Origin of the sequence: Hoeflea prorocentri (assembly GCF_027944115.1) — a bacterium.
Taxonomy (GTDB): Bacteria; Pseudomonadota; Alphaproteobacteria; order Rhizobiales; family Rhizobiaceae; genus Hoeflea_A; species Hoeflea_A prorocentri.
In genome coordinates this window covers 1,881,756-1,907,756 of record NZ_JAPJZI010000001.1, presented here as the reverse complement: position 1 = coordinate 1,907,756, position 26,001 = coordinate 1,881,756, and the positions used below count along the sequence as shown (strand labels likewise).

The 26,001-nt window shown below is 57.3% G+C and carries 20 protein-coding genes and 4 tRNA genes; 20 read left to right on the top strand and 4 right to left on the bottom strand.

The genetic code is table 11. The features are described 5' to 3' along the window. Positions 1 to 78: 78 nt before the first annotated feature. A protein-coding gene (prfB, locus tag OQ273_RS08925; protein WP_267990095.1) for a peptide chain release factor 2 occupies positions 79 to 1,207 on the top strand; the annotation gives its coding sequence in 2 pieces (ribosomal slippage) (positions 79 to 147 and positions 149 to 1,207; 1,128 coding nt in all). Positions 1,208 to 1,222: 15 nt separating this feature from the next. On the opposite strand, the gene OQ273_RS08920 is transcribed toward prfB, so the two are convergent. Both OQ273_RS08920 and OQ273_RS08915 read right to left on the bottom strand, forming a co-directional pair. Beyond that, positions 1,223 to 1,753: a hypothetical protein gene (locus tag OQ273_RS08920; protein ID WP_267990094.1), complete on the bottom strand. Its 531-nt coding sequence runs from the start codon at positions 1,751 to 1,753 to the stop codon at positions 1,223 to 1,225. 39 nt (positions 1,754 to 1,792) lie between these two features. Continuing rightward, positions 1,793 to 2,566, bottom strand: a complete 774-nt coding sequence (locus OQ273_RS08915) for an NAD kinase (RefSeq protein WP_267990093.1) — start codon at positions 2,564 to 2,566, stop codon at positions 1,793 to 1,795. A 149-nt stretch (positions 2,567 to 2,715) separates the two neighbouring features. On the opposite strand from OQ273_RS08915, the gene OQ273_RS08910 reads away from it, so the two are divergent. The 4 genes from OQ273_RS08910 to OQ273_RS08895 all read left to right on the top strand — a co-directional run bounded on the left by OQ273_RS08910 (position 2,716) and on the right by OQ273_RS08895 (position 6,830). Further along, positions 2,716 to 2,791, top strand: a tRNA-Thr gene (locus OQ273_RS08910). 161 nt (positions 2,792 to 2,952) lie between these two features. Next, positions 2,953 to 4,479: an AMP-binding protein gene (locus OQ273_RS08905; protein WP_267990092.1), complete on the top strand. Its 1,527-nt coding sequence runs from the start codon at positions 2,953 to 2,955 to the stop codon at positions 4,477 to 4,479. Between the two features lie 6 nt (positions 4,480 to 4,485). Next, entirely contained in the window at positions 4,486 to 5,295 is an 810-nt protein-coding gene (locus OQ273_RS08900; RefSeq protein WP_267990091.1) for a 3-hydroxybutyrate dehydrogenase, read from the top strand. 182 nt (positions 5,296 to 5,477) lie between these two features. Next, entirely contained in the window at positions 5,478 to 6,830 is a 1,353-nt protein-coding gene (locus OQ273_RS08895) for an alpha/beta hydrolase (protein ID WP_267990090.1), read from the top strand. 103 nt (positions 6,831 to 6,933) lie between these two features. Here OQ273_RS08895 and OQ273_RS08890 read toward each other — a convergent pair whose 3' ends face one another. Beyond that, the gene (locus OQ273_RS08890) at positions 6,934 to 7,770 is read right to left on the bottom strand and encodes a TrmH family RNA methyltransferase (RefSeq protein ID WP_267990089.1); all 837 of its coding nucleotides are present in this window, start codon (positions 7,768 to 7,770) and stop codon (positions 6,934 to 6,936) included. Between the two features lie 209 nt (positions 7,771 to 7,979). Here OQ273_RS08890 and OQ273_RS08885 point away from each other — a divergent pair. From OQ273_RS08885 to rpoC, 12 genes are all read left to right on the top strand, one after another. After that, positions 7,980 to 8,064: transfer RNA gene (locus tag OQ273_RS08885), tRNA-Tyr, on the top strand. 16 nt (positions 8,065 to 8,080) lie between these two features. Then, positions 8,081 to 8,154, top strand: a tRNA-Gly gene (locus OQ273_RS08880). 178 nt (positions 8,155 to 8,332) lie between these two features. Further along, entirely contained in the window at positions 8,333 to 9,508 is a 1,176-nt protein-coding gene (gene tuf / locus OQ273_RS08875) for an elongation factor Tu (RefSeq protein ID WP_267990076.1), read from the top strand. A gap of 273 nt (positions 9,509 to 9,781) precedes the next feature. Then, a tRNA-Trp gene (locus tag OQ273_RS08870) sits at positions 9,782 to 9,857 on the top strand. A 177-nt stretch (positions 9,858 to 10,034) separates the two neighbouring features. Then, the gene (gene secE / locus OQ273_RS08865) at positions 10,035 to 10,235 is read left to right on the top strand and encodes a preprotein translocase subunit SecE (RefSeq protein WP_267990088.1); all 201 of its coding nucleotides are present in this window, start codon (positions 10,035 to 10,037) and stop codon (positions 10,233 to 10,235) included. An 18-nt stretch (positions 10,236 to 10,253) separates the two neighbouring features. Next, on the top strand, positions 10,254 to 10,784 hold the full coding sequence (gene nusG, locus OQ273_RS08860) for a transcription termination/antitermination protein NusG (RefSeq protein WP_267990087.1): 531 nt from the start codon (positions 10,254 to 10,256) through the stop codon (positions 10,782 to 10,784). A 189-nt stretch (positions 10,785 to 10,973) separates the two neighbouring features. After that, positions 10,974 to 11,402 (top strand): 50S ribosomal protein L11, encoded by a 429-nt coding sequence (gene rplK, locus OQ273_RS08855; RefSeq protein WP_267990086.1) that lies wholly within the window; start codon positions 10,974 to 10,976, stop codon positions 11,400 to 11,402. 4 nt (positions 11,403 to 11,406) lie between these two features. After that, on the top strand, positions 11,407 to 12,105 hold the full coding sequence (gene rplA / locus OQ273_RS08850; RefSeq protein ID WP_267990085.1) for a 50S ribosomal protein L1: 699 nt from the start codon (positions 11,407 to 11,409) through the stop codon (positions 12,103 to 12,105). 329 nt (positions 12,106 to 12,434) lie between these two features. Further along, positions 12,435 to 12,953 (top strand): 50S ribosomal protein L10, encoded by a 519-nt coding sequence (gene rplJ, locus OQ273_RS08845; protein ID WP_267990084.1) that lies wholly within the window; start codon positions 12,435 to 12,437, stop codon positions 12,951 to 12,953. A 53-nt stretch (positions 12,954 to 13,006) separates the two neighbouring features. Continuing rightward, on the top strand, positions 13,007 to 13,384 hold the full coding sequence (rplL, locus tag OQ273_RS08840; protein ID WP_267990083.1) for a 50S ribosomal protein L7/L12: 378 nt from the start codon (positions 13,007 to 13,009) through the stop codon (positions 13,382 to 13,384). A 189-nt stretch (positions 13,385 to 13,573) separates the two neighbouring features. Further along, positions 13,574 to 17,722, top strand: a complete 4,149-nt coding sequence (gene rpoB, locus OQ273_RS08835) for a DNA-directed RNA polymerase subunit beta (protein ID WP_267990082.1) — start codon at positions 13,574 to 13,576, stop codon at positions 17,720 to 17,722. A 155-nt stretch (positions 17,723 to 17,877) separates the two neighbouring features. Next, a complete protein-coding gene (rpoC, locus tag OQ273_RS08830) occupies positions 17,878 to 22,092 on the top strand; it encodes a DNA-directed RNA polymerase subunit beta' (RefSeq protein ID WP_267990081.1) in 4,215 nt (1,404 codons plus the stop codon). A 68-nt stretch (positions 22,093 to 22,160) separates the two neighbouring features. Here rpoC and OQ273_RS08825 read toward each other — a convergent pair whose 3' ends face one another. Next, positions 22,161 to 22,445 (bottom strand): transcriptional regulator, encoded by a 285-nt coding sequence (locus OQ273_RS08825; RefSeq protein ID WP_267990080.1) that lies wholly within the window; start codon positions 22,443 to 22,445, stop codon positions 22,161 to 22,163. 466 nt (positions 22,446 to 22,911) lie between these two features. On the opposite strand from OQ273_RS08825, the gene rpsL reads away from it, so the two are divergent. The 3 genes from rpsL to fusA all read left to right on the top strand — a co-directional run bounded on the left by rpsL (position 22,912) and on the right by fusA (position 25,944). Further along, entirely contained in the window at positions 22,912 to 23,283 is a 372-nt protein-coding gene (rpsL, locus tag OQ273_RS08820; RefSeq protein ID WP_267990079.1) for a 30S ribosomal protein S12, read from the top strand. A gap of 63 nt (positions 23,284 to 23,346) precedes the next feature. After that, positions 23,347 to 23,817, top strand: coding sequence for a 30S ribosomal protein S7 (rpsG, locus tag OQ273_RS08815; protein ID WP_267990078.1), 471 nt, complete (start codon positions 23,347 to 23,349; stop codon positions 23,815 to 23,817). Between the two features lie 36 nt (positions 23,818 to 23,853). Further along, the gene (gene fusA, locus OQ273_RS08810; protein WP_267990077.1) at positions 23,854 to 25,944 is read left to right on the top strand and encodes an elongation factor G; all 2,091 of its coding nucleotides are present in this window, start codon (positions 23,854 to 23,856) and stop codon (positions 25,942 to 25,944) included. Positions 25,945 to 26,001: the final 57 nt, after the last annotated feature.

The window sequence follows — 26,001 nt, the reverse complement described above, 5'->3', positions numbered from 1 at the left end:
GACCCGTGCGCGCTACTAATGTCCGCCCGCCATGGCGGTTCTGCCGGGTCTTTATCCAAAGAGGAAAAACGAGCGACTATGCGTACGGAAATTCAGGCAATTGTCGATGAAATCAAGCAGGCCGTAAGCCTGCTGAGGAGGCATCTTTGACTGGGATCAGGCACTTAAACGGCTTGAATTTCTAAACGTCAAGGCAGAAGACCCGGATATCTGGAACGACCCGCAGGAAGCTCAGAAGCTGATGCGCGAGCGCCAGCAACTGGAAGAAAACATCTCCAGCATAAAAGAGCTTGAGGCGAGGCTCGACGACAATGTCGGCCTCATTGAGCTGGGAGAGGAAGAAGCCGACGATGATGTTGTGCGTGAGGCCGAAGAAGCCCTTCGCACCATGAAAACGGACATCGATCGCCGTCAGATCGATCTGCTTTTGTCCGGAGAGGCCGACGCCAACGACACCTATCTCGAAATCCACTCAGGCGCCGGCGGGACGGAGAGCCAGGACTGGGCCTCCATGCTTGTGCGCATGTACAGCCGTTGGGCCGACAAGCGTGGCATGAAGGTCGAGGTTCTTGAAGTTCACGATGGCGAAGAAGCGGGCATCAAATCGGCAACCTTGCTGGTCAAGGGGCACAACGCCTATGGCCGGTTGAAGACCGAGTCGGGCGTCCACAGACTGGTGCGTATTTCCCCCTTCGACAGCCAGGCACGCCGCCATACGTCATTCTCGTCCGTGTGGGTCTTTCCGGTGATCGACGACACGATCGAAATCGAGATTCCGGAATCGGAAGTGCGTATTGACACCTACCGCGCCTCGGGTGCTGGTGGTCAGCACGTCAACACAACCGATTCCGCCGTCCGCATTACCCATATTCCGACCAATATCGTGGTCCAGTGCCAGAACGAGCGCTCGCAGCATAAGAACCGTGCAACGGCCTGGGAGATGTTGCGCTCGCGTCTTTATGAGGAAGAGCTCAAGAGGCGTGAAGACGAAGCCAGCGAGCAAGAGGCCTCAAAGACCGAGATCGGCTGGGGTCATCAGATCCGTTCTTATGTGTTGCAACCCTACCAGCTTGTGAAAGACCTGCGTACGGGGACAGAAAGCACAAGCCCTCAGGATGTGCTGGACGGTGACCTCGACACGTTTATGGAATCGGCGCTGGCGCACCGCGTTCACGGCAGTGACGCGGTGGTCGAGGATATCGAATAGGCCGGGGCGGTTGGATCAGTTTGTTGCTGGTGTGAACGCCATATCGCCAAACTCGTCCACATAGAGCTCCCAGGTATCGGGTTCTGTGGCTGCCGGGTCCTGCTTCAGATAGATGAATGTGACGAATCCGGGTTGGCTCGCAACGCCGGTAGAGTTCTCCGGGCGCATATCGGTAATATAGGCGTTGAGTTCTGTGAGTGCCTCGATTTCCTTGGTATCGACAACAGTCGGTCCATCGGGCGAAAGCCAGATGCGCTGGAGATATAGCCGTGACGTGTTGTCTTCGGAGCGGAAAGCAATGCTCCTGAAGTAACCACGGCGCATTTCTTTTGCCGTTTCCGTTTCACTGTCATCTGCTTCGTTTGTAGTCTCCACGTCTTCCTGCCAGAACCCGCCGCTCACAACGGCCAGCACGCGAACAGGCGTGATCTCGGCTTCGGTCTGTGGTGTTTCCATCGCCGACGCAGATGCGCCAAGCAGAATGACTGGCGCGATCAGCCAGGACAAGGAACAGAAAATGACGGGCAGGGGGTTTTGGCTAAACATGACGCTCTTCCTCCCATGGCACATACCTTGGGTTGCACATTAATAGAGAAATTGTTCGGCGAGAATACGGTCGTCCCAACTGTGATCGGGATCCGACAGGATGCGGGCCGTGACCTTGTTCGTCTCGCGGATCATCACCGAGCCAACCGATTTGACTTCCGTGTGGTCGGCTACCGCATTGACCGGCCGTTTGTCGCCCTCAAGGACTTCGATCTCCACAGTGACCCGGTTCGGCAACAGCGCTCCGCGCCAGCGGCGCGGACGAAACGGACTGACCGGTGTCAGCGCCAGTAACGGCGCTTCAAGCGGTAGAATTGGGCCATGCGCCGAAAGATTATAAGCGGTGGACCCGGCGGGCGTTGCGACCATGAGGCCGTCGCATATGAGTTCTTCAAGGCGAACACGGCCATCGACCAGCACTTTGAGTTTGGCAGCCTGATAGGATTGACGCAGAAGTGAGACTTCGTTGATCGCATAGGCGCTGATCGAATTGCCTTCTGCATCCGTCGCCACCATCTCTAGCGGGCGAATGTGGTGTTCGACCGCAGCCGCAATCCGCTCGCGCAAGCCTTCCTCGCGGTATTCATTGAGCAGGAATCCAACCGATCCCTGGTTCATGCCGTAAATCAGCTTTCCCGAAGCCATCGTGTCGTGGAGGGTTTGCAGCATGAAGCCGTCGCCGCCAAGCGCCACGATCACGTCGGCTTCGTTCGGGTCTGTCTGCCCGTAGAGCGAGGCGAGGTGCCGGGCGGCCTCCTGGGCACTGTCCGTATCGCTTGAAATAAAGGACAGGGACGAAAGGTTTCGGGTCATATTGTGTTTTTTCAATCGGTTGTGACGGCCATAACATGGCCAGAACCACAGCATTTCACAAGGTCTTGGTGTCAATGATGCGCATAAAGGCACGTCTTTGCGTTTATTTTACTTTACTCATGCAAACTTTATGCTAATTGCACCGCATTGCCCTTGTAGCTCAGTTGGTAGAGCACCTGATTTGTAATCAGGGGGTCGGGAGTTCGAGTCTCTCCGGGGGCACCATTAGGTCCATTCATTTCCATTCCCAATCAGTTTTGCGACGGGAACCAGGCTCCGCAAAGATGCCGCGGACCCGACGGTCTTTTTGTCGTTATTTCTCGTAGAAATACGGATTGGCAGCCGCCTGCACGTGCGATTATGACCACCGCAGGAGGATAGCATCGATGAATCTCGCGGTCTGGCTGCAACGTACGGCCCAGCTATTTCCGGATCGGCCGGCATTGATGCAGGGCACGCGCCTTGTCGCCGATTATCGGGAATTTGCCCGAAGAAGCCGGGCCATTGCTGGATATCTATCGGCACAGGAAGGCATCGTACCGGGTGATCGCGTTGCGATATTTGCCAAAAACAGCACCGCCTACCTCGAACTGCTCTACGCTATCTGGCACGCCGGGGCCGTGGCAGTTCCGATCAATGCCAAACTGCATGTCAACGAAGCGGTATGGATTGTTGAAAATGCCGGTGCCACGCTGCTCTTTGCCGACGCCGGTGTCAGCGGTGAGGTGCAGATATCACAAGCCGGGCTTGCTCGCATCCGCACTCTCGGCGGACCTGAGTTCGAAGCCATGTATCGGGCTTCTGAGACGCAGGAGCCCGTCTCGCGTGACGCAAACGATCTGGCCTGGCTCTTTTACACATCCGGGACAACAGGCAAACCCAAGGGCGTGATGCTGACCAACGGCAATCTGCATGCCATGGCGTTCTCGTACTTTGTCGATGTCGACAACGTCTTCCCGGATGACGCGGCACTCTATGCAGCACCGATTTCTCATGGTGCGGGAATCTATAACTTCCAGCACGTCATGAAGGGCGCGCGGCACGTGGTGCCCGCATCGGCCGGGTTTGATCCGGCAGAAATCCTCGACCTGGCGAAAGACCTGGGCAGCGTTCACATCTTCGCCGCGCCGACCATGGTCAAAAGGCTGGTCGAAGAGGCCAAGGTTCAAGGCCGGGCAGGGCAAGGGTTGCGCACCATCGTCTATGGCGGCGGGCCGATGTATCTGGAAGATATCGTTGAAGCCGTCGATGTGCTCGGGTCCCGGTTCTGCCAGATCTACGGGCAGGGCGAATCGCCCATGACGATCACCGCACTGCCGCGCGAAACGATTGCTGATCGGACGCACCCACGCTGGCGCGAACGGCTTGCCTCCGTCGGGACAGCCCAATCCTGTGTAGATGTACACATTGTCGATGAAAGCGGGCATTCGTTACCCGCCGGTGAGACAGGAGAGATCGTCGTCAAAGGGTCTCCCGTCATGGCCGGATACTGGAACAATCAGTCTGCGACCGGTGAAACCCTGCGCGATGGGTGGCTTTGGACGGGTGATATGGGATCGCTCGATGAGGAGGGCTTTCTGACCCTCAAGGACCGTTCCAAGGATGTTATCATCTCCGGCGGTACAAACATCTACCCGCGAGAGATCGAAGAGGTGCTTCTTGCTGTACCGGGTGTGCACGAGATCAGCGTTGTCGGCCAAAGGCACGCCGAATGGGGTGAAATTGTCGCGGCTTTTGTAGTCGCCCAAGGGGATGCCGAAGTCAGCGCCGAGATGCTCGATGCGCATTGCCTCGACAATATTGCGCGTTTCAAACGCCCCAAGACCTATCGCTTCGTTGATGCACTCCCAAAGAACAACTACGGCAAGGTTCTGAAAACCGAACTGCGCCGCCTTCTGGAAAATGAGGAATAGAACCAAATGTCAGATCGGTTTTTGGAAGGCAGGACAGCCCTCATCACGGGATCAACACAAGGGATTGGATTGGCAATCGCCGAAGCGTTAGCCGCTGCCGGCTGTCATATCGGACTGCACGGGCTGGCCGATAAACAGACTGTGGAGGCAGCAAAACAACGGCTGCAGGATGCCGGCGCACAGGACATCCGTTATTTCGATGCCGATCTGCGCAGCCCCGACGCAATCGAAGCTATGATGGCGGATACGGCGGGTTGCGGCGGTGTCGACATTCTGGTCAACAATGCAGGCGTACAGCGTACGGCATCGCTCGCCGACGCGGATCGTAAAACCTGGGACACCATTCTGGCCGTCAATTTGAGCGCGGCCTTTCACACCATGCGCCTTGCCATGCCGGCAATGGGTGAGCGCGGATATGGCCGCGTGGTCAATATTGCTTCCGTTCACGGCCTCGTGGCGTCTGTTGATAAGGCGCCTTATGTGGCATCCAAGTTCGGCATTGTCGGTCTATCGCGTGTGTCGGCGCTTGAATACGCATCCCGTGGCGACAGGGTGTCCGGCGGCGTGACCGTCAACTGTATTTGCCCCGGATGGACGGAGACTGAATTGATCGAGCCGCAAATCGACGCGCGAACGCAGATCGTGGGTGGCGGCCGCGATGCCGGGATCGCCGATTTGCTGAAGGAAAAGCAGCCCACCTTGCGCATGTCCGAACCGTCGGAGATCGGATCATTGGCCGTCTGGCTATGTCATCGCCACGCCCACAACATTACCGGCACCGCCATCCCGGTGGATGGCGGGTGGACAGCGCAATAGGCAAAGGCGCGTATCCATAAACGGTTACGTCCGGTCTCGACACTTTGGCGGCGCCTCAGAGATGCATGATCTTTGGTTGTTGTAGCCAGACAAAAAGTCGCAGGGGTTGCATCGAAACTCGCGCCACCAAACATGGTGCTTCGCGACGCATTTTTTTGACATACGGCAGATGGTGAAATTACGTGGTTTTCACTTTAGAGATCGGCATTATCGCTCTTGCGCTTGCATCAATCATCGCGGCCGTTTTCCCGTCGACGTCGAACTCCGCGGCTTTGCTATTTCTTGTTAGCCTCGCAGCAGGTCTCGTTGGCATCCACCTGGTCGCTTTTCACTTTCGTTGGCAGATGATCCCGGTGTTTGTCGTGATCGGCTTTCTACTGGTCAAACTGCTATTGGGCTGGGAAGCAGGACGTGCCGCTGGCTTTATCGGTGCAGGTGTCGGAATCTTGTTTCTTGCAACGTCTACCGTGCTTTCACTTGGCTTGCCTGTTCGTACTTTACCGGCGCCCGATGGTCCAGGTAAAGCCGGTGTTGTAACCATAAATCGGGAATATATTCCCGATAGCGACGCGGACGGAGACCCTGCGCAGATCCGGCGGCTTCAATTGAAGGTGTGGTATCCAGCGGCAATCGAGGATGGGAAGGAATTCGGCCGCGAGACCGTTTGGAGCGAGTTTAACAGCGCGGAGTATTTTTCTGCGATCGAACGTTTCTTCACAGCTTACCTGAAGAACATGAAAACACACTCATTTCTGTCGCCGCCGATGGCGGTTGGCGGCACAGATCGACCGGTCCTGATCTATAATCACGCGCTTCTTTCCATAGCATCAGACAGTTTTCTGCTGATGGAGTCCCTGGCGAGCCACGGCTACGTGATTATTGCCATTCGCCATAAGGATCAGCGGGGGGAATATGCCTTGCTTCATGATGACCTGTCGGATGAGGAAAAGGCCAAAGAAGTAGAAAACTTCAAAAAGCTGGGCGGAAAGGATCTTGAGCGGGACGAACGCTCGGCGGTGTCTTTGCAGGTCTATCGGGACAACAATACGCTACCCGTCATAGTCAAACGACGGGCGAAAGACACAGGGTTTGTGCTCGACAACCTGGATTCCATCCTAAAGGACATACCTGGTTGTACAGAAGGCCGATGCGCCGACAATCAAAGAATTGGCATTGTGGGGCTATCGCTTGGGGGCGCCGTCGCCACAGAGTTTTGTAAAGCTGATCCGCGATGCGCTGCCGCGGTTAACTTGGACGGCGGAATTTTTGGAACGAACATCGAGGTTCCAGTACAAGTCCCTTATCTGATGCTCTACAGCGAACGCAATGAGGGAGGGAATGATTTCGCCAAAACTGGTGCGGATGAAACCTATGAAGATTATACGATCTCGGGGGCTGAGCATCTTAATTTTGCAGATGCTTCCGTTGTGCTTCCAGGCCTAAGGTACATAAGGCTGCTCGGGTCAATCGATGGCGAGCACATGAACCGGGAACGAAATCTGTTGGTCAGGGATTTTTTGGACAGACAACTGTGAGGTCGAAAGGTGAATCCTGAAAAGGAGGCGTTTCAGGAGTGCGCATAGTTGCCAGGAAAATCAACTCCGGTCCCAAATAATGCCAGACGGTCCTGGCGCGCGGTTACGTGCCGTAGGCCTGATTCTGCTCCAGATAACGGTGGGCCGCATAAAGCGACACGGCTGCTGCGTTGGAAACATTTAATGACTTGATGACGCCTGGAACATCCAGTCGCGCCAGCCGCTCGACGGTCTGCCGCGTCTTCTGGCGTAGACCCTTGCCCTCTGCGCCCAGAACCAGGGCAATCCGGTCGCCGCCGAATGTCGCCTCAAGCTGTTCATCGCCTTCCGAATCAAGCCCGATTGTCAGGAAGCCGCTGCCATTCAGTTCTTCAATTGCTTCGGCCAGATTGACGACCTGGATATGCGGGATGAGTTCAAGTGCGCCGGAGGCGGACTTCGCCAGAACGCCGCTTTCCTGAGGGCTGTGTCGCATGGTGGTAATCAAAGCACCGGCGCCCATTGCCACGGCAGAGCGCATGATCGCGCCGACATTGTGGGGATCGGTGACCTGATCAAGCACAAGCACAAGCGGGCTGTCACCCAGATCCGAGATGCGACGAGCCTTAAGCGGCTTTGCTTCCACGACAACGCCCTGATGGATGGCGTCGCCGGAGAGCATCTTGTCCAGGACGGCCGGCGCGACGGTCTCCACCGGAAAGGGCAGGGCGTCCGCGTCGCCGATATCGAGCCGCGTCAGCGCATTGCGCGTCACCAACATGCGCTTGATCGAGCGTTTTGGATTCTGGATCGCGGCGCGAACGGTGTGCAGACCGTAAAGCAGCACGCTGTCGGTCGGAGCCGTTTTGACGCGCGCCGCCTTTGCATCCCGGTAAGCCCGACGCCGTTTGGCAAAGTGGCTGTCGCGCTCGCCTTTCTTGTCTTTGTCCGTGTTGTTCATCGTCGCACTTATAGAACCGGTCACCATTCTGGCAAGGCGCAATGTGAACCATCGGGCAGCGGGATTTACCAGTGCGGTATAAACCGGAAAATTTACGCGGATGCGTGTTGACAGAAACTGGCCGTACCGTCATAACCCCGGCGCAGATTCACCGCGGGTTTCCGGGTGGATCGGTCAATTGCTTGTCACTTGACCCCGTCAGTGGAATTGGAGGGGTGCCTGAGCGGTTAAAAGGGGCGGACTGTAAATCCGTTGGCTATGCCTACGCTGGTTCGAATCCAGCCCCCTCCACCATTTCCCACTGGCTGATGCGGGTATAGCTCAATGGTAGAGCAGCAGCCTTCCAAGCTGAATATGCGGGTTCGATTCCCGCTACCCGCTCCAGCTGCCCGTGAAAGTTTCATCACTGGATAATGTGTCGCAGCCGGCCCGTTGGCAATTTGGTCTTGCTTCCAGACGCTTAAAGTCTTATGTCGCCTTCGATCATCTGGGTTGCTTCGCCGGGAGCGCCCGATCTTGAGCGCCTAATTGCAATCTTTGAGTATGACAGGACTAGACTATCATGGCGAAAGGCAAGTTTGAGAGAAATAAGCCGCATGTGAACATCGGCACGATTGGTCATGTTGACCATGGCAAGACGTCTTTGACGGCAGCGATTACGAAGTTCTTTGGCGACTTCAAGGCTTATGATGAGATTGACGGAGCGCCTGAAGAGCGCGCGCGCGGCATCACGATTTCGACGGCTCACGTTGAGTATGAGACGGACAACCGTCACTATGCGCACGTCGACTGCCCTGGCCACGCAGACTATGTGAAGAACATGATCACCGGTGCTGCGCAGATGGACGGCGCCATTCTGGTTGTATCGGCTGCCGACGGTCCGATGCCTCAGACCCGCGAGCACATTCTTCTTGCCCGTCAGGTTGGTGTTCCTGCGATTGTTGTTTTCCTCAACAAGGTTGACCAGGTTGACGACGAGGAGCTTCTTGAGCTTGTCGAGATGGAAGTGCGTGAGCTTCTGGACACCTATGAGTTCCCGGGCGACGATATTCCGATCGTCAAGGGTTCTGCGCTTGCTGCTCTTGAAGACAGCAACAAGGAGATCGGCGAGGATGCCGTTCGTGAGCTGATGGCGCAGGTTGACGAGTACATTCCGACGCCTGAGCGTCCGATTGACCAGCCTTTCCTGATGCCGATTGAGGATGTGTTCTCGATTTCGGGCCGTGGTACGGTTGTGACGGGTCGTGTTGAGCGCGGCATCATCAATGTCGGTGACGAGATTGAGATTGTCGGCATCCGCGACACGACGAAGACGACGTGCACGGGCGTTGAGATGTTCCGCAAGCTTCTTGACCAGGGTCAGGCCGGCGACAACATCGGTGCACTTCTTCGCGGTGTTGACCGTGAGGGTGTTGAGCGTGGCCAGGTTCTTTGCAAGCCGGGTTCTGTTACGCCGCACACGAAGTTCAAGGCTGAGGCTTACATTCTGACGAAGGAAGAGGGTGGGCGTCATACGCCGTTCTTTACCAACTACCGTCCTCAGTTTTACTTCCGCACGACGGATGTGACGGGTGTTGTGACGCTTCCAGAGGGCACCGAGATGGTTATGCCGGGCGACAATGTGACGGTTGACGTTGAGCTGATCGTTCCGATTGCGATGGAAGAAAAGCTCCGCTTTGCCATCCGCGAAGGCGGCCGTACCGTCGGCGCCGGCATCGTCGCAAGCATTACGGAGTGATGCGGCGCGCAGCCGAAAGCTGCCGACGCACCTGACGTGGGCAAAAGGCGCGCAAGCGCGTTTTGCCGCGGCGCCGGCATCGTCGCAAGCATCACGGAGTGATGTGGCGTAAAGCCGTAAGCTGCCTCTGACGGGAGGCTTCAAAGAGACACCAGAATGCGCCGGGAAGCCGGCGCATTTTGATTCGGTTCAAGTGGATCAAATTTGTGGAGCGGCGCGTCACTTGACGCTTGAACCGCAAGGCAAATGCAGTTAAACCGCCTCACGGCCGATAGGGGTATAGCTCAGTTGGTAGAGCGACGGTCTCCAAAACCGTAGGTCGGGAGTTCGAGCCTCTCTGCCCCTGCCATCTTTTTAAAGTCTGTTTGGATCCGCCGACATCGGATCGGAGATCATCAATTATTGAAACATTTCCTCATAAAACTCTTGTGGTTTTTGAAATCGATGATTATTAAGGAAAAAAACAGACACGCGGCGCGTGGGGCTGGCCGGCCCTGTTTACGCGCCGTAAATGCGTGAGCGGCTCATGGCATCAAAAACGAATCCATTTGCGTTTCTGCAGCAAGTACGCGCCGAAACGTCGAAAGTAACTTGGCCCTCTCGGCGAGAGACGATGATCTCTACGCTGATGGTTCTTGTCATGGTGATCCTGGCAGCAGCGTTTTTCTTTGCGGCTGATCAACTTCTGGGCTGGCTCGTAGGGCTTGTCTTGAATGTTGGCGGTTAGTGCGGGCAGGAGACGGTAATGGCAGCGCGTTGGTACATCGTCCACGCATACTCGAATTTTGAGAAGAAGGTGGCTGAGTCCATCGAGGAGCAGGCGCGCGCCAAGGGTCTGGAGCATTTGTTCGAGAAAATCCTCGTGCCGACGGAAAAGGTTGTCGAAGTCCGGCGCGGCCGCAAGGTCGATTCGGAGCGCAAGTTTTTTCCGGGCTACGTGATGGTGCGGGCCGATCTTACGGATGAGGCCTATCACCTCATCAAGAATACGCCGAAGGTCACCGGTTTCCTCGGTTCGGACAACAAACCTGTGCCGATCCCGGATTCGGAGGCCGAGGCGATCCTCACTCAGATCCAGGAGGGTGTCGATCGGCCGAAGCCGTCCATCTCCTTTGAGATCGGTGAACAGATCCGCGTTTCCGACGGTCCCTTTGCGTCTTTCTCGGGCACCGTTCAGGAAGTCGATGAGGAGCGCTCGAGGCTCAAGGTGGAAGTGTCCATCTTCGGTCGCGCGACCCCGGTCGAGTTGGAATACGCTCAGGTCGAGAAGGTCTGAGTTAAAGGCAGGGAGACCTGCACCCCGCGTGGGAGATGCGAGAGGCTTAGCCGGCCTTTTTATTCGAACCACGCAACCGCAGCCGCCGGATATTCCGGCAACCGGCCCTGGATGCAGGTGATTCTGTACCGGACCGGAAACATTGAAACGGACCGCCTCGGCGGTTCTGATGTAAAGGCAGAGTGAGATATGGCTAAGAAAGTTGCAGGTCAGCTCAAGCTGCAGGTCCCGGCAGGCGCCGCTAATCCGTCGCCGCCGATCGGTCCTGCGCTTGGTCAGCGCGGCATCAACATTATGGAATTCTGTAAGGCCTTCAACGCGGCCACGCAGGAGATGGAGAAGAACGCGCCGATCCCGTGCGTGATCACATATTATCAGGACAAGTCCTTCACCTTCACGATGAAGCAGCCGCCTGTCAGCTACTACCTGAAAAAGGAAGCAAAGCTGAAATCCGGTTCAAGCGAGCCGGGCCGCACAACGGCAGGATCGATCACCAAGGCGCAGGTTCGCACCATCGCCGAAGCGAAGATGAAAGATTTGAATGCTGCTGATGTTGAAGGCGCAATGGCCATGGTTGAGGGTTCGGCCCGCTCCATGGGGCTGGAAGTGACGGGATAAGACAATGGTCAAACTTGCAAAACGTACACAGAAGGTCCGCGACGGCATCGAGCCGACCAAACTTTACGATCTGAGCGAAGCCGTATCGTTGGTCAAGGAGCGCGCCACCGCCAAGTTCGACGAGACAATCGAAGTTGCGATGAACCTCGGCGTTGATCCGCGCCATGCCGATCAGATGGTCCGCGGCGTCGTCAATCTTCCGAACGGCACGGGCCGCTCGGTTCGTGTCGCCGTCTTTGCGCGCGATGCGAAAGCCGATGAAGCCAAGGCAGCAGGCGCCGATATTGTCGGCGCTGAGGAGCTGGTGGAAAAGGTGCAGGGTGGCGAGATTGATTTTGACCGCTGCATTGCAACGCCCGACATGATGCCGCTGGTCGGACGTCTCGGTAAGGTGCTCGGCCCGCGCGGCATGATGCCGAATCCGAAGGTCGGCACGGTTACCGCGGATGTCACAGCCGCTGTGAACGCCTCAAAGGGCGGCGCAGTCGAGTTTCGTGTTGAAAAGGCCGGTATCGTTCATGCCGGCGTAGGCAAGGCATCGTTTGATGAAAAGGCGATCGAGGAAAACGTTCGCGCCTTTACCGATGCAGTCATGAAAGCCAAGCCGAGCGGCGCGAAGGGCAACTATGTCAAGCGCGTTGCGATTTCGTCCACCATGGGCGCCGGCGTAAAAATTGATCCGTCCAGCTTGGCATCTGCCTGACGCTGAACGGAAACTGGTCGGCTTTGGCCGGCCTGATGCGTTTTCCGGCCTTCGGGCCGGAAAATTCTGGGCCCAACGGTCTGGAACTCCTGTCCGAGATTGTGGGTGGTTCGCCTTAATCATCCGGCCCGCATGAGACAGGTAAGATCCGAAATTCTCGCAATGTGCGCAGACATTCGGTTCGAGCCTTCTTTGCCTTGTGTCGGCCTTTGAGGTCCGGCTCGAGGGGACAGGATCCTCAAGCGTCGCTTGCGGGTCGCCAATGGCCCCAGGTGGCAAGGCAAAACCCGACAGGTACCGAAAATGGACCTGTCAACTGGAGAGTGGCAGTGGAAAGAGCGGAAAAACGCGAATTCGTCACGGCTATGAACGAGGTCTTCAAGACCACAGGTTCCGTCGTCGTGGCCCACTATGCCGGTCTTTCGGTTGCGCAGATGAGCGATCTTCGCTCGCGTATGCGTGAAGCCGGAGGCACCGTCAAAGTCGCGAAGAACCGCCTGGTCAAAATTGCTCTTCAGGGCACGGAAGCGGAAGGGATTACACATCTCTTTCAGGGACAGACGGTTATCGCCTACAGCGATGATCCTGTCACAGCTCCGAAAGTGGCTGTCGATTTCGCCAAGACCCATGACAACCTCGTGGTTCTCGGTGGAGCGATGGGAGCAACGGAACTCGACGTGAACGGTGTGAAGGCGCTTGCCTCGCTGCCGTCCATTGACGAGCTGCGTGCGAAGATTGTCGGCATGATCAACACGCCGGCGACGCGCATCGCACAGGTTGTCGGCGCACCCGCCGGTCAGCTTGCACGCGTTGTCAACGCTTACGCCCAGAAGGACGAAGCCGCCTAGCGGAACTTCGCTGTTCATACCAGTTCGAACCGAACGTGTAAGGAAACTGAATTATGGCTGATCTTGCAAAGATCGTTGAAGACCTTTCGAACCTGACTGTCCTGGAAGCGGCAGAACTGTCCAAGATGCTCGAAGAGCACTGGGGCGTTTCGGCTGCTGCACCGGTAGCCGTTGCTGCTGCTGGTGGTGCCGGTGGCGATGCCGCCGCTGCGGAAGAAAAGGACGAATTTGATGTTGTTCTGACCGATGCAGGCGACAAGAAAATCAACGTCATCAAGGAAGTCCGTGCCATCACGGGTCTTGGCCTGAAAGAAGCCAAAGACCTCGTCGAAGGCGCTCCGAAGCCGGTCAAGGAAGGCGCTGCCAAGGCCGAAGCCGAGGAGATCAAGAAGAAGCTCGAAGAGGCTGGCGCCAAAGTCGAGCTCAAATAAACGGTTTGACCGTATCGGGGCGGAGCCGTTAGTCGGCTCCGCCTTCGGTGCTGTCCAACTGTTGGACCGATTACCCAAGAGCCCGAAAACGGCTCTTGGGTAATGGGTTCTCAAAGACCCTTTATTCGAAGCCCCCTGGCCAGAGGCTTCGTCAGTTGCAGGCCCGGATGCAAAACACAAGGAGCGACGATGGCTCAGACCCTTTCGTTTAACGGTCGCAGGCGCGTACGCAAGTTTTTTGGGAAAATCCCCGAGGTCGCCGAGATGCCGAACCTGATTGAGGTTCAAAAAGCGTCTTACGACCAGTTTCTAATGATCGACGAGCCCGAGGGCGGACGTCCGGATGAAGGTCTTCAGGCGGTGTTCAAATCCGTCTTCCCGATTTCGGATTTCTCCGGCGCCTCGATGCTCGAATTCGTATCCTATGAATTCGAACCGCCGAAATTCGATGTTGAGGAATGCCGTCAGCGCGATCTGACCTACGCGGCGCCTCTGAAGGTGACGCTTCGTCTTATCGTGTTTGATATTGATGAAGATACCGGCGCCAAGTCCATCAAGGACATCAAGGAGCAGAACGTCTATATGGGCGATATGCCGCTGATGACCGACAACGGCACGTTTATCGTCAACGGCACCGAACGCGTTATCGTGTCCCAGATGCACCGTTCGCCCGGCGTTTTCTTCGATCACGACAAGGGCAAGAGCCATTCCTCCGGCAAGCTGCTCTTTGCTGCCCGTGTCATTCCTTATCGCGGTTCCTGGCTGGACATTGAGTTCGACGCCAAGGACATCGTCCATGCCCGTATCGACCGCCGCCGCAAGATCCCCGCAACCTCGCTCCTCATGGCGCTTGGCATGGATCCGGAGGACATCCTCGATACGTTCTACAGCCATTCGACATATTCACGCGAAGGCGAGGGTTGGCGCATCCCGTTCCAGCCAGACGTGCTGAAAGGCACCAAAGCTCTTGCCGATCTCATCGACGCCGATAGCGGCGAAGTGATTGCCGAGGCCGGCAAGAAGCTGACTCCGCGTTTCCTGCGTCAGCTCGACGAGAAGGGCGTCAAGGCTCTTAAATGCACGGATGAGGATCTTTACGGCTCCTATCTGGCGCGTGATGTCGTCAACATGGAAACCGGCGAGATTTACCTCGAAGCCGGTGACGAGCTTGACGAAAAGACGCTGCCGGTGCTGATCGAGGCTGGTTTTGACGAAATCCCGGTTCTCGATATCGATCATGTGAATGTGGGTGGTTACATCCGCAACACACTGTCGGCCGACAAGAACGAAAACCGGCAGGATGCGCTGTTCGATATCTACCGTGTCATGCGGCCGGGTGAGCCACCGACAATGGAATCGGCCGAGGCCATGTTCACCTCGCTGTTCTTCGATCCGGAGCGTTACGACCTGTCTTCCGTCGGCCGCGTCAAGATGAACATGCGTCTTGATCTCGATGCCGAAGACACCGTGCGCGTCCTTCGCAAGGAAGACATCCTGGCTGTGGTCAAAACGCTTGTTGAACTGCGCGACGGCAAGGGCGAGATCGACGATATCGACAATCTTGGCAACCGCCGTGTCCGCTCCGTCGGCGAACTGATGGAAAACCAGTATCGCCTCGGTCTTCTGCGGATGGAGCGCGCCATCAAGGAGCGCATGTCATCCATCGAGATCGACACGGTGATGCCGCAGGACCTCATCAACGCCAAACCGGCTGCCGCCGCTGTTCGCGAGTTCTTTGGCTCGTCGCAGCTCTCGCAGTTCATGGACCAGGTGAACCCGCTGTCGGAAATCACGCACAAGCGTCGCCTTTCGGCTCTTGGGCCGGGCGGTCTGACACGTGAGCGCGCCGGCTTCGAGGTGCGCGACGTGCACCCGACCCATTACGGCCGCATCTGTCCGATTGAGACGCCGGAAGGCCCGAATATCGGCCTGATCAACTCGCTGGCCACCTTTGCCCGCGTCAACAAATACGGTTTCATCGAAAGCCCGTACCGGCGTATCGTCAACGGCAAGGTGACCAATGACGTCATGTACCTGTCGGCAATGGAAGAGGCGAAATACCATGTCGCCCAGGCCAATGCGATTCTGAACAAGGATGGCTCTTTCGCCGATGAATTCGTCGTCTGCCGCTATGCAGGCGATGTGATGCTGGCGCCGCGCGACTCCGTCGACCTGATGGACGTATCTCCGAAGCAGCTTGTTTCCGTGGCCGCTGCGCTCATCCCGTTCCTTGAGAACGATGACGCCAACCGCGCGCTCATGGGATCGAACATGCAGCGTCAGGCCGTACCATTGGTGCGCGCCGAGGCACCGTTTGTCGGAACCGGTATGGAACCGGTCGTGGCCCGTGACTCGGGTGCTGCCATTGCAGCCTATCGGACCGGTGTTGTCGACCAGGTGGATGCAACGCGTATCGTTATCCGCGCGACGGAGGAACTTGATCCGTCCAAGTCCGGCGTCGACATCTACACCCTGCAGAAGTTCCAGCGTTCGAACCAGAACACCTGCATCAACCAGCGTCCGCTGGTCAATGTCGGCGATCAGATCCAGAAGGGCGATATCATCGCCGACGGACCGTCGACGGACCTGGGCGACCTGGCATTGGGCCGCAACGTGCTTGTCGCCTTCATGCCGTGGAACGGTTACAACTACGAGGATTCGATCCTTCTTTCCGAGCGCATCGTCCGTGATGACGTCTTTACCTCGATCCATATCGACGAGTTCGAGGTGATGGCGCGCGACACCAAGCTCGGCCCGGAAGAGATTACACGCGATATTCCGAACGTATCGGAAGAAGCGCTGAAAAACCTCGACGAAGCAGGCATCGTCTATATCGGTGCGGAAGTGTCACCGGGCGATATTCTTGTCGGCAAGATCACGCCGAAGGGCGAAAGCCCGATGACGCCGGAAGAAAAACTGCTGCGCGCCATCTTCGGTGAGAAGGCGTCCGATGTTCGTGACACCTCAATGCGCATGCCGCCCGGAACCTTCGGTACCGTCGTTGAAGTGCGCGTGTTCAACCGTCATGGCGTCGAAAAAGACGAACGCGCGATGGCAATCGAGCGTGAGGAAATCGAGCGTCTGGCGAAAGACCGTGACGACGAGCAGGCAATCCTCGATCGCAACGTCTATGGCCGTCTTTCCGACATGCTGTCCGGAAAGAAGGCTGTGGCCGGACCCAAGGGCTTCAAGAAAGGCACCAAGCTGGATGCCGATGTCATGCAGGAATATCCCCGCTCGCAGTGGTGGATGTTTGCTGTCGACACCGAGAAGCTGCAGGGCGAGATCGAAGCGCTGCGCGCCCAGTATGACGAATCCAAGAAGCGCCTTGAACAGCGCTTTATGGACAAGGTCGAAAAGGTCCAGCGCGGCGACGAAATGCCTCCGGGCGTCATGAAGATGGTCAAGGTCTTCGTTGCCGTTAAGCGCAAGGTACAGCCTGGCGACAAGATGGCCGGACGTCACGGCAACAAGGGCGTGATTTCGCGCATCGTGCCGATCGAGGACATGCCGTTCCTCGAAGACGGCACGCATGTCGACATCGTTCTCAACCCGCTTGGCGTGCCGTCGCGCATGAATGTCGGACAGATCCTTGAAACCCACCTGGGTTGGGCCTGTGCCGGCATGGGCCAGCGTATCGGCGATATGCTTGAAGCCTATAAGGACGGTGGCAATATCAAGCCTCTGCGCGAGACGATTGACGATGTCATCGGAGCGGGTCCAAAAGGCGAGCCGGTCTCGAAATATGACGACGATTCCATCGTTCGTCTGGCCGAGCAGACCAAGCGCGGCGTGTCCATCGCAACCCCGGTTTTCGACGGTGCCGTCGAGGCCGACGTCAACGAGATGCTGGTAAAAGCCGGATTGCAGGAATCCGGTCAGTCGACACTCTATGACGGACGTACAGGTGAGGAGTTCGACCGTCAGGTAACGGTTGGCTACATCTACATGCTGAAGCTCAACCACCTGGTCGATGACAAGATCCACGCCCGTTCGATCGGTCCGTACTCGCTTGTCACGCAGCAGCCATTGGGCGGTAAGGCCCAGTTCGGCGGCCAGCGCTTCGGTGAGATGGAAGTCTGGGCGCTGGAAGCCTATGGCGCCGCCTACACCTTGCAGGAAATGCTGACGGTGAAATCCGACGACGTGGCCGGACGCACCAAGGTCTACGAGGCGATCGTCCGTGGCGACGATACGTTCGAGGCGGGCATTCCGGAGAGCTTCAACGTTCTCGTCAAGGAAATGCGTTCGCTCGGCCTTAACGTCGAACTGGAAAACACCCGTGTCGATCCCGAGCTGGATCAGGATGCGGAGCAGTTGCCGGACGCGGCGGAATAAACGAAGTGGCGCGCCGGTTTCGGCGCGCTGCCCGCTCCACGGCCGAAGGAGCGAGGCGCAAATAAAGGCGGCAGACTATTTCAGACGGAAAGCGGTAAGTCAGGCTGGTCCGCACACCGTCCAAAAAGGGGCCACGCCCCACGAAGGAGACAGGCATGAACCAAGAGGTCATGAACCTTTTCAATCCGCAGGCTCCGGTGCAGACCTTCGATTCCATCCGGATATCGATTGCATCGCCGGAGAAGATACTCTCCTGGTCCTACGGCGAGATCAAGAAGCCGGAGACAATCAACTACCGTACGTTCAAGCCCGAGCGTGACGGCCTTTTCTGTGCGCGTATCTTCGGTCCGATCAAGGACTACGAATGCCTTTGCGGCAAGTACAAGCGCATGAAATATAAAGGCATCATCTGCGAAAAATGCGGCGTTGAAGTCACGCTTTCGCGGGTGCGCCGGGAGCGCATGGGCCACATTGAGCTGGCCGCGCCGGTCGCTCACATCTGGTTCCTGAAGTCGCTGCCGAGCCGCATCGGAACACTGCTCGACATGACCCTGAAGGACATCGAGCGCGTTCTTTATTTCGAGAACTACATTGTCACCGAGCCGGGCCTGACGTCGCTGAAGGAAAATCAGCTTCTGTCGGAAGAAGACTTCATGCTGGCCGTCGATGAATTCGGTGAGGACGCCTTTACCGCCATGATCGGCGCCGAAGCGATCTTCGAGCTTCTGGCGGCGATGGATCTTGAAAAGATCGCTGTCGATACACGCGACGAGCTTGCGGCGACGTCTTCGGAGCTGAAGACCAAGAAGCTGATGAAGCGGCTGAAGCTGGTTGAGAATTTCATCGAATCCGGCAACCGCCCGGAGTGGATGATCCTCAAAGTCGTTCCAGTCATTCCGCCGGATCTGCGTCCGCTGGTTCCGCTGGATGGCGGCCGGTTCGCAACCTCGGATCTGAATGATCTCTACCGCCGTGTGATCAACCGGAACAACCGCCTCAAGCGGCTGATCGAGCTGCGTGCGCCGGGTATCATTATCCGAAATGAAAAGCGCATGCTGCAGGAATCGGTTGATGCGCTCTTCGACAATGGCCGCCGCGGACGTGTCATCACCGGCGCCAACAAGCGCCCGCTGAAATCGCTGTCCGACATGCTCAAGGGCAAGCAGGGCCGGTTCCGTCAGAACCTGCTCGGCAAGCGCGTGGACTATTCCGGCCGTTCGGTCATCGTGACTGGTCCGGAGCTCAAGCTGCACCAGTGCGGCTTGCCGAAAAAGATGGCGCTCGAACTGTTCAAGCCGTTCATCTACGCGCGTCTTGACGCAAAGGGCTATTCGTCCACCGTCAAACAGGCCAAGAAGCTGGTCGAGAAGGAAAAACCGGAAGTCTGGGATATTCTGGACGAGGTTATCCGTGAACACCCGGTTCTCCTGAACCGTGCGCCGACCCTGCACCGGTTGGGCATTCAGGCGTTCGAACCGGTTCTTGTTGAAGGCAAGGCGATCCAGCTTCACCCGCTGGTCTGCACAGCCTTCAATGCCGACTTCGACGGCGACCAGATGGCGGTCCATGTGCCGCTGTCGCTGGAAGCACAGCTCGAAGCACGCGTGTTGATGATGTCGACCAACAACATCCTGCACCCTGCCAACGGCGCACCGATTATCGTGCCGTCTCAAGATATGGTTCTCGGGCTTTACTATCTCTCGATCGTCAATGAGAACGAGCCGGGCGAGGGCATGGTCTTTGCCGATATGGGCGAATTGCACCACGCGTTGGAAAACAAGGTCGTCACCCTGCACGCCAAGATCAAGGGCCGGTTCAAGACCGTGGATGAGGAAGGCAATGAAGTCTCCATGATCCACGACACGACACCCGGTCGCATGATCATCGGCGAGTTGCTGCCGCGCAATGTGAATGTGCCGTTCGACATCTGCAACCAGGAAATGACCAAGAAGAACATCTCCAAGATGATCGACACGGTCTATCGCCACTGCGGTCAGAAAGAGACGGTTATCTTCTGCGACCGCATCATGCAGCTTGGCTTCGGTCACGCCTGCCGCGCCGGCATTTCCTTCGGCAAGGACGACATGGTGATCCCGGCTGCCAAGGCCAAGATCGTCAACGAGACCGAAATGCTCGTCAAGGAATATGAGCAGCAGTACAATGACGGCCTGATCACCCAGGGCGAAAAGTACAACAAGGTCGTCGATGCCTGGGGCAAGGCAACCGAAAAGGTCGCCGATGAAATGATGGGCCGCATCAAGGCGGTGGAATTCGATGATGACGGTCGTCAAAAGCCGATGAATTCCATCTACATGATGAGCCACTCCGGCGCCCGTGGTTCGCCGAACCAGATGCGTCAGCTCGGCGGCATGCGCGGCCTGATGGCCAAGCCGTCCGGCGAGATCATCGAAACGCCGATTACGTCGAACTTCAAGGAAGGCCTGACCGTGAACGAGTACTTCAACTCGACGCACGGCGCCCGTAAGGGTCTTGCGGACACCGCCTTGAAAACCGCCAACTCGGGATATCTGACCCGTCGCCTGGTTGATGTTGCGCAGGACTGCATCGTCACGCAGAACGACTGCGGAACCGAGAGTGGCCTGACAATGACTGCCATTGTCGACGCCGGTCAGGTGGTTGCATCGATCGGTCAGCGTGTCCTCGGACGCACAGCGTTGGAAGATATTGTGCATCCGCAGACGGGCGACGTTCTGGTCACGGCCGGAACGATGATCGAAGAAACGGATGTCGCCGCCATCGAGGCCGCCAACGTTCAGTCGGTGAAGATTCGTTCGGCTCTGACCTGTGAAGTCCAGAGCGGCGTGTGCGGCACGTGCTACGGCCGCGACCTGGCCCGCGGAACGCCGGTTAATATCGGCGAAGCCGTCGGCGTCATTGCCGCTCAGTCGATCGGCGAGCCGGGCACTCAGCTCACCATGCGCACCTTCCACCTCGGCGGAACCGCAACCGTGGTCGACCAGTCGTTCCTGGAAGCATCCTATGAGGGTAAGGTCCGTATCAAGAACCGCAATATCCTGCGTAACTCCGAAGGCAACCTCGTTGCCATGGGCCGCAGCATGGCGATCCAGATTCTGGACGAACAGGATGTTGAGCGCTCTTCGCAGCGTGTTGCCTACGGTTCGCGTATCTTCGTCGACGATGGCGACGAGGTGAAACGCGGTCAGCGTCTGGCCGAGTGGGATCCCTATACCCGTCCGATGATGACGGAAGTTGCCGGAACGGTTGAATTCGAAGACGTCGTCGATGGCGTCTCGGTTTCGGAAGCAACCGACGAGACAACCGGCATTACCAAGCGTCAGGTTATTGACTGGCGTTCGACGCCGCGTGGCACAGACCTCAAGCCTGCGATTGTCATCAAGGACAGCAAGGGCAAGGTCGCCAAGCTCAGCCGTGGTGGCGAGGCCCGGTTCCTGCTTTCCGTGGACGCGATCCTTTCCGTTGAGCCAGGCTCCAAGGTGTCCGAGGGCGACGTTCTTGCCCGTGTTCCGCTGGAAAGCGCCAAGACCAAGGACATCACCGGCGGTCTGCCGCGTGTTGCCGAGCTGTTCGAAGCGCGCCGCCCCAAGGATCACGCCATCATCGCGGAGATCGATGGAACCATCCGGTTCGGTCGCGACTACAAGAACAAGCGCCGGATCGTCATCGAACCGCATGAAGAGGGTGCCGAGCCCGCCGAGTATCTGATCCCGAAAGGCAAGCCGTTCCATCTTCAGGACGGTGATGCCATTGAAAAGGGTGACTACATCCTAGACGGCAATCCGGCCCCGCACGACATCCTTGCCATCAAGGGCGTCGAGGCGCTTGCGTCCTATCTCGTCAACGAGATCCAGGAGGTCTACAGGCTTCAGGGTGTTGTCATCAACGACAAGCACATCGAGGTGATTGTCCGCCAGATGCTGCAGAAGGTTGAAATCACCGACGCTGGAGATTCGGCCTATATTGTCGGCGACAATGTCGACCGTATCGAGCTCGATATCGCCAATGAACGTCTTGCCGAGGAAGGCAAGAAGCCGGCGGTCGGAGATCCGGTGCTGCTCGGCATTACCAAGGCATCGCTGCAGACACCGTCTTTCATCTCGGCGGCTTCCTTCCAGGAAACCACCAAGGTGCTGACCGAAGCTGCCGTTGCAGGCAAGATGGACGCGTTGCAGGGTCTGAAGGAAAACGTCATCGTCGGTCGGCTGATCCCGGCCGGTACGGGCGGAGCGATGAACCAGATTCGCCGCATTGCCACCTCGCGCGACGACCTGATCCTGGAAGAACGCAAGAAGACATCCGGCCTGGAAGAGGCTGGCCCAATGCTTGCCGACCTGTCGGCCGAAGCCGAGAAGGTTACGGCTGGCGACTAGTCCCGGACGCAGAACGAATAAAAAAACCCCGGTTTGCGCCGGGGTTTTTTATTGTCGTCTCGAAATGGCTAAAGCGTGATGATTGCGACTTCACCTTCCATTGCACCCTGGAACGCAGAAGCATGCGGTTCTTCGTCGGGCATACCGTCGAGCACACCGATCTGATCGAGTTCGGCTTCCTCATAACCTTCCTGCGCGAGCGCATTAAGGGCATTGCGTACGGCGGTATCGTCATCCGGTGCACAAAGCATGATATGAAGGTCTATCGGCTCGCCACCCTTTTCCTGAAAGGCGCGGCCGATAATGACAAATACCGTCTGGGTCTCGCCGTCCTCGTAATCCGATGCGCTCATAGCCGGGTGTCCTTCAATAAAGTGAGGTGATTCCCCGCAGGTTGCCGGCAGGCGACATGCGGGGCAGGGCATGTTGATCCCTTCTGCGCCCTCGGCTTGGGTTTTGCAACATGAGGACTTGCTGAAACGCCCGCCACGCCCCGATTTCTCCTAAATTACGGGGTATGAAGCCCTTGGTGGAGATATTTTCCGCAAGGCACTTGACGGCATCGGACCAAATAAGTATCTAGCGGCCACCAGAGCTGATGTGAGGCTTGCTGGTTCGGGATGACTCGTCCTGAAGTTCGCCTCAGACACGGTTCTTATAGCACGTTGATTAAATGCTGCATGCACGACACGGTTCATCGTGTCCTCTGCCGAATTTAGGGCAAGCCGCCTTGGTGCGGGTTTGCCCGTTTTGCGCATGGAATCGGCGCGTGGGAGCGCTCGAAAGAGCATTGAAGGTTTTGTTTAAAAGGAAGGTTGAATGCCTACCGTAAACCAGTTGATCCGCAAACCGCGCCAGGTGCCGGTTAAGCGAAACAAGGTTCCGGCTCTTGAGGCCAACCCGCAAAAACGTGGCGTTTGCACGCGCGTTTATACAACCACGCCGAAGAAGCCGAACTCGGCGCTGCGCAAGGTTGCCAAGATCCGTTTGACCAACGGCTTTGAGGTCATTGGTTATATCCCGGGTGAAGGCCACAACCTTCAGGAGCACTCGGTGGTGATGATCCGCGGCGGTCGCGTGAAGGACCTTCCGGGTGTGCGTTATCATATCATCCGCGGCGTTCTCGACACCCAGGGTGTAAAAGACCGCAAACAACGCCGCTCGAAATACGGCGCCAAACGTCCGAAGTAAGAAATCAGTTCGGATCGTGGCGCAGGGGCGTCTCGCATCCGACGGTAGTTGAGAGACAAAAGCATGTCCCGACGTCACAGAGCAGAAAAACGTGAGATTAACCCGGATCCTAAATTCGGCGATCTGGTGATCACAAAATTCATGAATGCCATCATGCTCGATGGCAAGAAATCCGTAGCCGAGAGCATCGTTTACGGTGCTTTCGATGCAATCGAAGAAAAGACCAAGCAGGAGCCGGTTGGTACATTCCATTCCGCTCTTGAAAATGTTGCGCCCCAGGTCGAGGTTCGCTCCCGCCGCGTTGGTGGCGCCACATATCAGGTCCCCGTCGATGTGCGTCCCGAGCGCCGTCAGGCGCTTGCTATCCGCTGGCTGATCAGCGCTGCCCGTAGCCGTAACGAGTCCACCATGGTCGAGCGCCTGTCCGGCGAACTCATGGATGCGGCCAACAATCGTGGCAACGCGGTCAAGAAGCGCGAAGACACGCACAAGATGGCCGACGCCAACCGCGCTTTCTCCCATTATCGCTGGTAAGCGTCGCACACGACATTTGCACTGAAAGGCACTGAAATGGCCCGCGAATACGCAATTGAAGACTATCGCAATTTCGGCATCATGGCGCATATCGACGCCGGCAAGACGACGACCACCGAGCGCATCCTGTACTACACGGGCAAGTCGCACAAAATCGGTGAAGTCCACGACGGCGCTGCCACCATGGACTGGATGGAGCAGGAGCAGGAGCGCGGCATTACGATCACCTCCGCCGCAACGACCACGTTCTGGAAGGGTCGCGACGGCAATATGCGCCGCTTCAACATCATCGACACACCCGGACACGTCGACTTCACCATCGAGGTCGAGCGTTCGCTGCGTGTGCTTGACGGTGCGGTGGCTCTGCTCGATGCCAATGCCGGTGTAGAGCCTCAGACCGAAACGGTCTGGCGTCAGGCGGACAAATACAATGTCCCGCGCATGATCTTCTGCAACAAAATGGACAAGATCGGTGCGGACTTCTTCCGCTCTGTTGAAATGGTCGGTTCGCGCCTCGGTGCCACCCCGGTTGTCATGCAGCTTCCGATCGGCGCTGAAAGCGACTTCAAGGGCGTTGTTGATCTTATCGAGATGAACGCGCTTGTCTGGCGTGATGAGTCGCTCGGTGCACAGTGGGACGTCGTTGAAATTCCGGACGACCTGAAGGATCAGGCCGAGGAATATCGCGAGAAACTGATCGAGACCGTTGTCGAGATCGACGAGGCAGCCATGGAATCGTACCTGGAAGGCAATATGCCGACCAATGACGAGATCCGCGCGCTCGTTCGTCAGGGCACCATCAACGTCGATTTCTACCCGATGTTCTGCGGCAGTGCCTTCAAGAACAAGGGTGTCCAGCCGCTGCTCGACGCTGTTGTCGAGTATCTGCCGAGCCCGATCGATATCCCCGCCATCAAGGGAATCGATGTAAAGACCGAAGAGGAAATTAGCCGCGCCGCTTCCGACGATGAGCCGCTTTCCATGCTCGCGTTCAAGGTGATGAATGACCCTTTCGTCGGCTCGCTCACCTTTGCACGCATCTATTCGGGCAAGATCGAAAAGGGTTCGTCCGTGCTCAACACGGTCAAGGACAAGCGTGAGCGCGTAGGCCGCATGCTGCAGATGCACTCCAACAGCCGTGAAGACATCGACATTGCCTATGCTGGTGACATCGTTGCCTTGGCTGGTCTCAAGGAGACGACAACAGGCGATACGCTTTGCGATCCGCTGAAGCCGGTCATTCTTGAGCGCATGGAGTTCCCGGAGCCGGTTATCCAGATCGCCATCGAGCCGAAGACTAAGGGCGACCAGGAAAAGATGGGCACAGCGCTCAACCGTCTTGCTGCCGAAGATCCTTCATTCCGCGTCAAATCGGATGAGGAATCCGGTCAGACCATCATCGCAGGCATGGGCGAGCTTCACCTCGATATTCTCGTCGACCGCATGAAACGCGAGTTCAAGGTCGAAGCCAATATCGGTGCGCCGCAGGTTGCCTATCGCGAGACAATCACCCGCGAAGCCGAAATCGACTACACGCACAAGAAGCAGTCTGGCGGTTCCGGTCAGTTCGCACGCGTCAAGATCGTCTTCGAACCCAACCCGGACAGCGAAGAGTTCGAATTCGTTTCGAAGATTGTCGGCGGTAACGTGCCGAAAGAATATATTCCCGGTGTTCAAAAGGGTATCCAGAGCGTGCTGTCGTCCGGTCCGCTCGCCGGCTTCCCGATGCTTGGCGTCAAGGCAACGCTGATCGATGGAGCCTACCACGATGTCGACTCCTCGGTTCTGGCCTTCGAGATCGCAGCCCGCGCTGCTTTCCGTGAAGGCGCTCAGAAAGCCGGTGCGCAGCTTCTCGAGCCGATCATGAAGGTCGAGGTTGTTACGCCGGAGGAATATGTGGGTGACGTGATCGGTGATCTGAACTCCCGCCGTGGTCAGATCCAGGGTCAGGAAGTTCGCGGTGTCGCCGTGGTCATCAATGCCCACGTGCCGCTGGCGAACATGTTCAAATATGTCGACAATTTGCGTTCGATGTCGCAGGGCCGCGCCCAGTACACAATGCAGTTCGATCACTACGCCGCTGTTCCGAACAATGTGGCGCAGGAAATTCAGGAAAAATACGCCTGATTTCGTATCGGGCAGCAAATGAGGAAATCGGTCCCGCAAGGGCCTGAAGAAATGGAG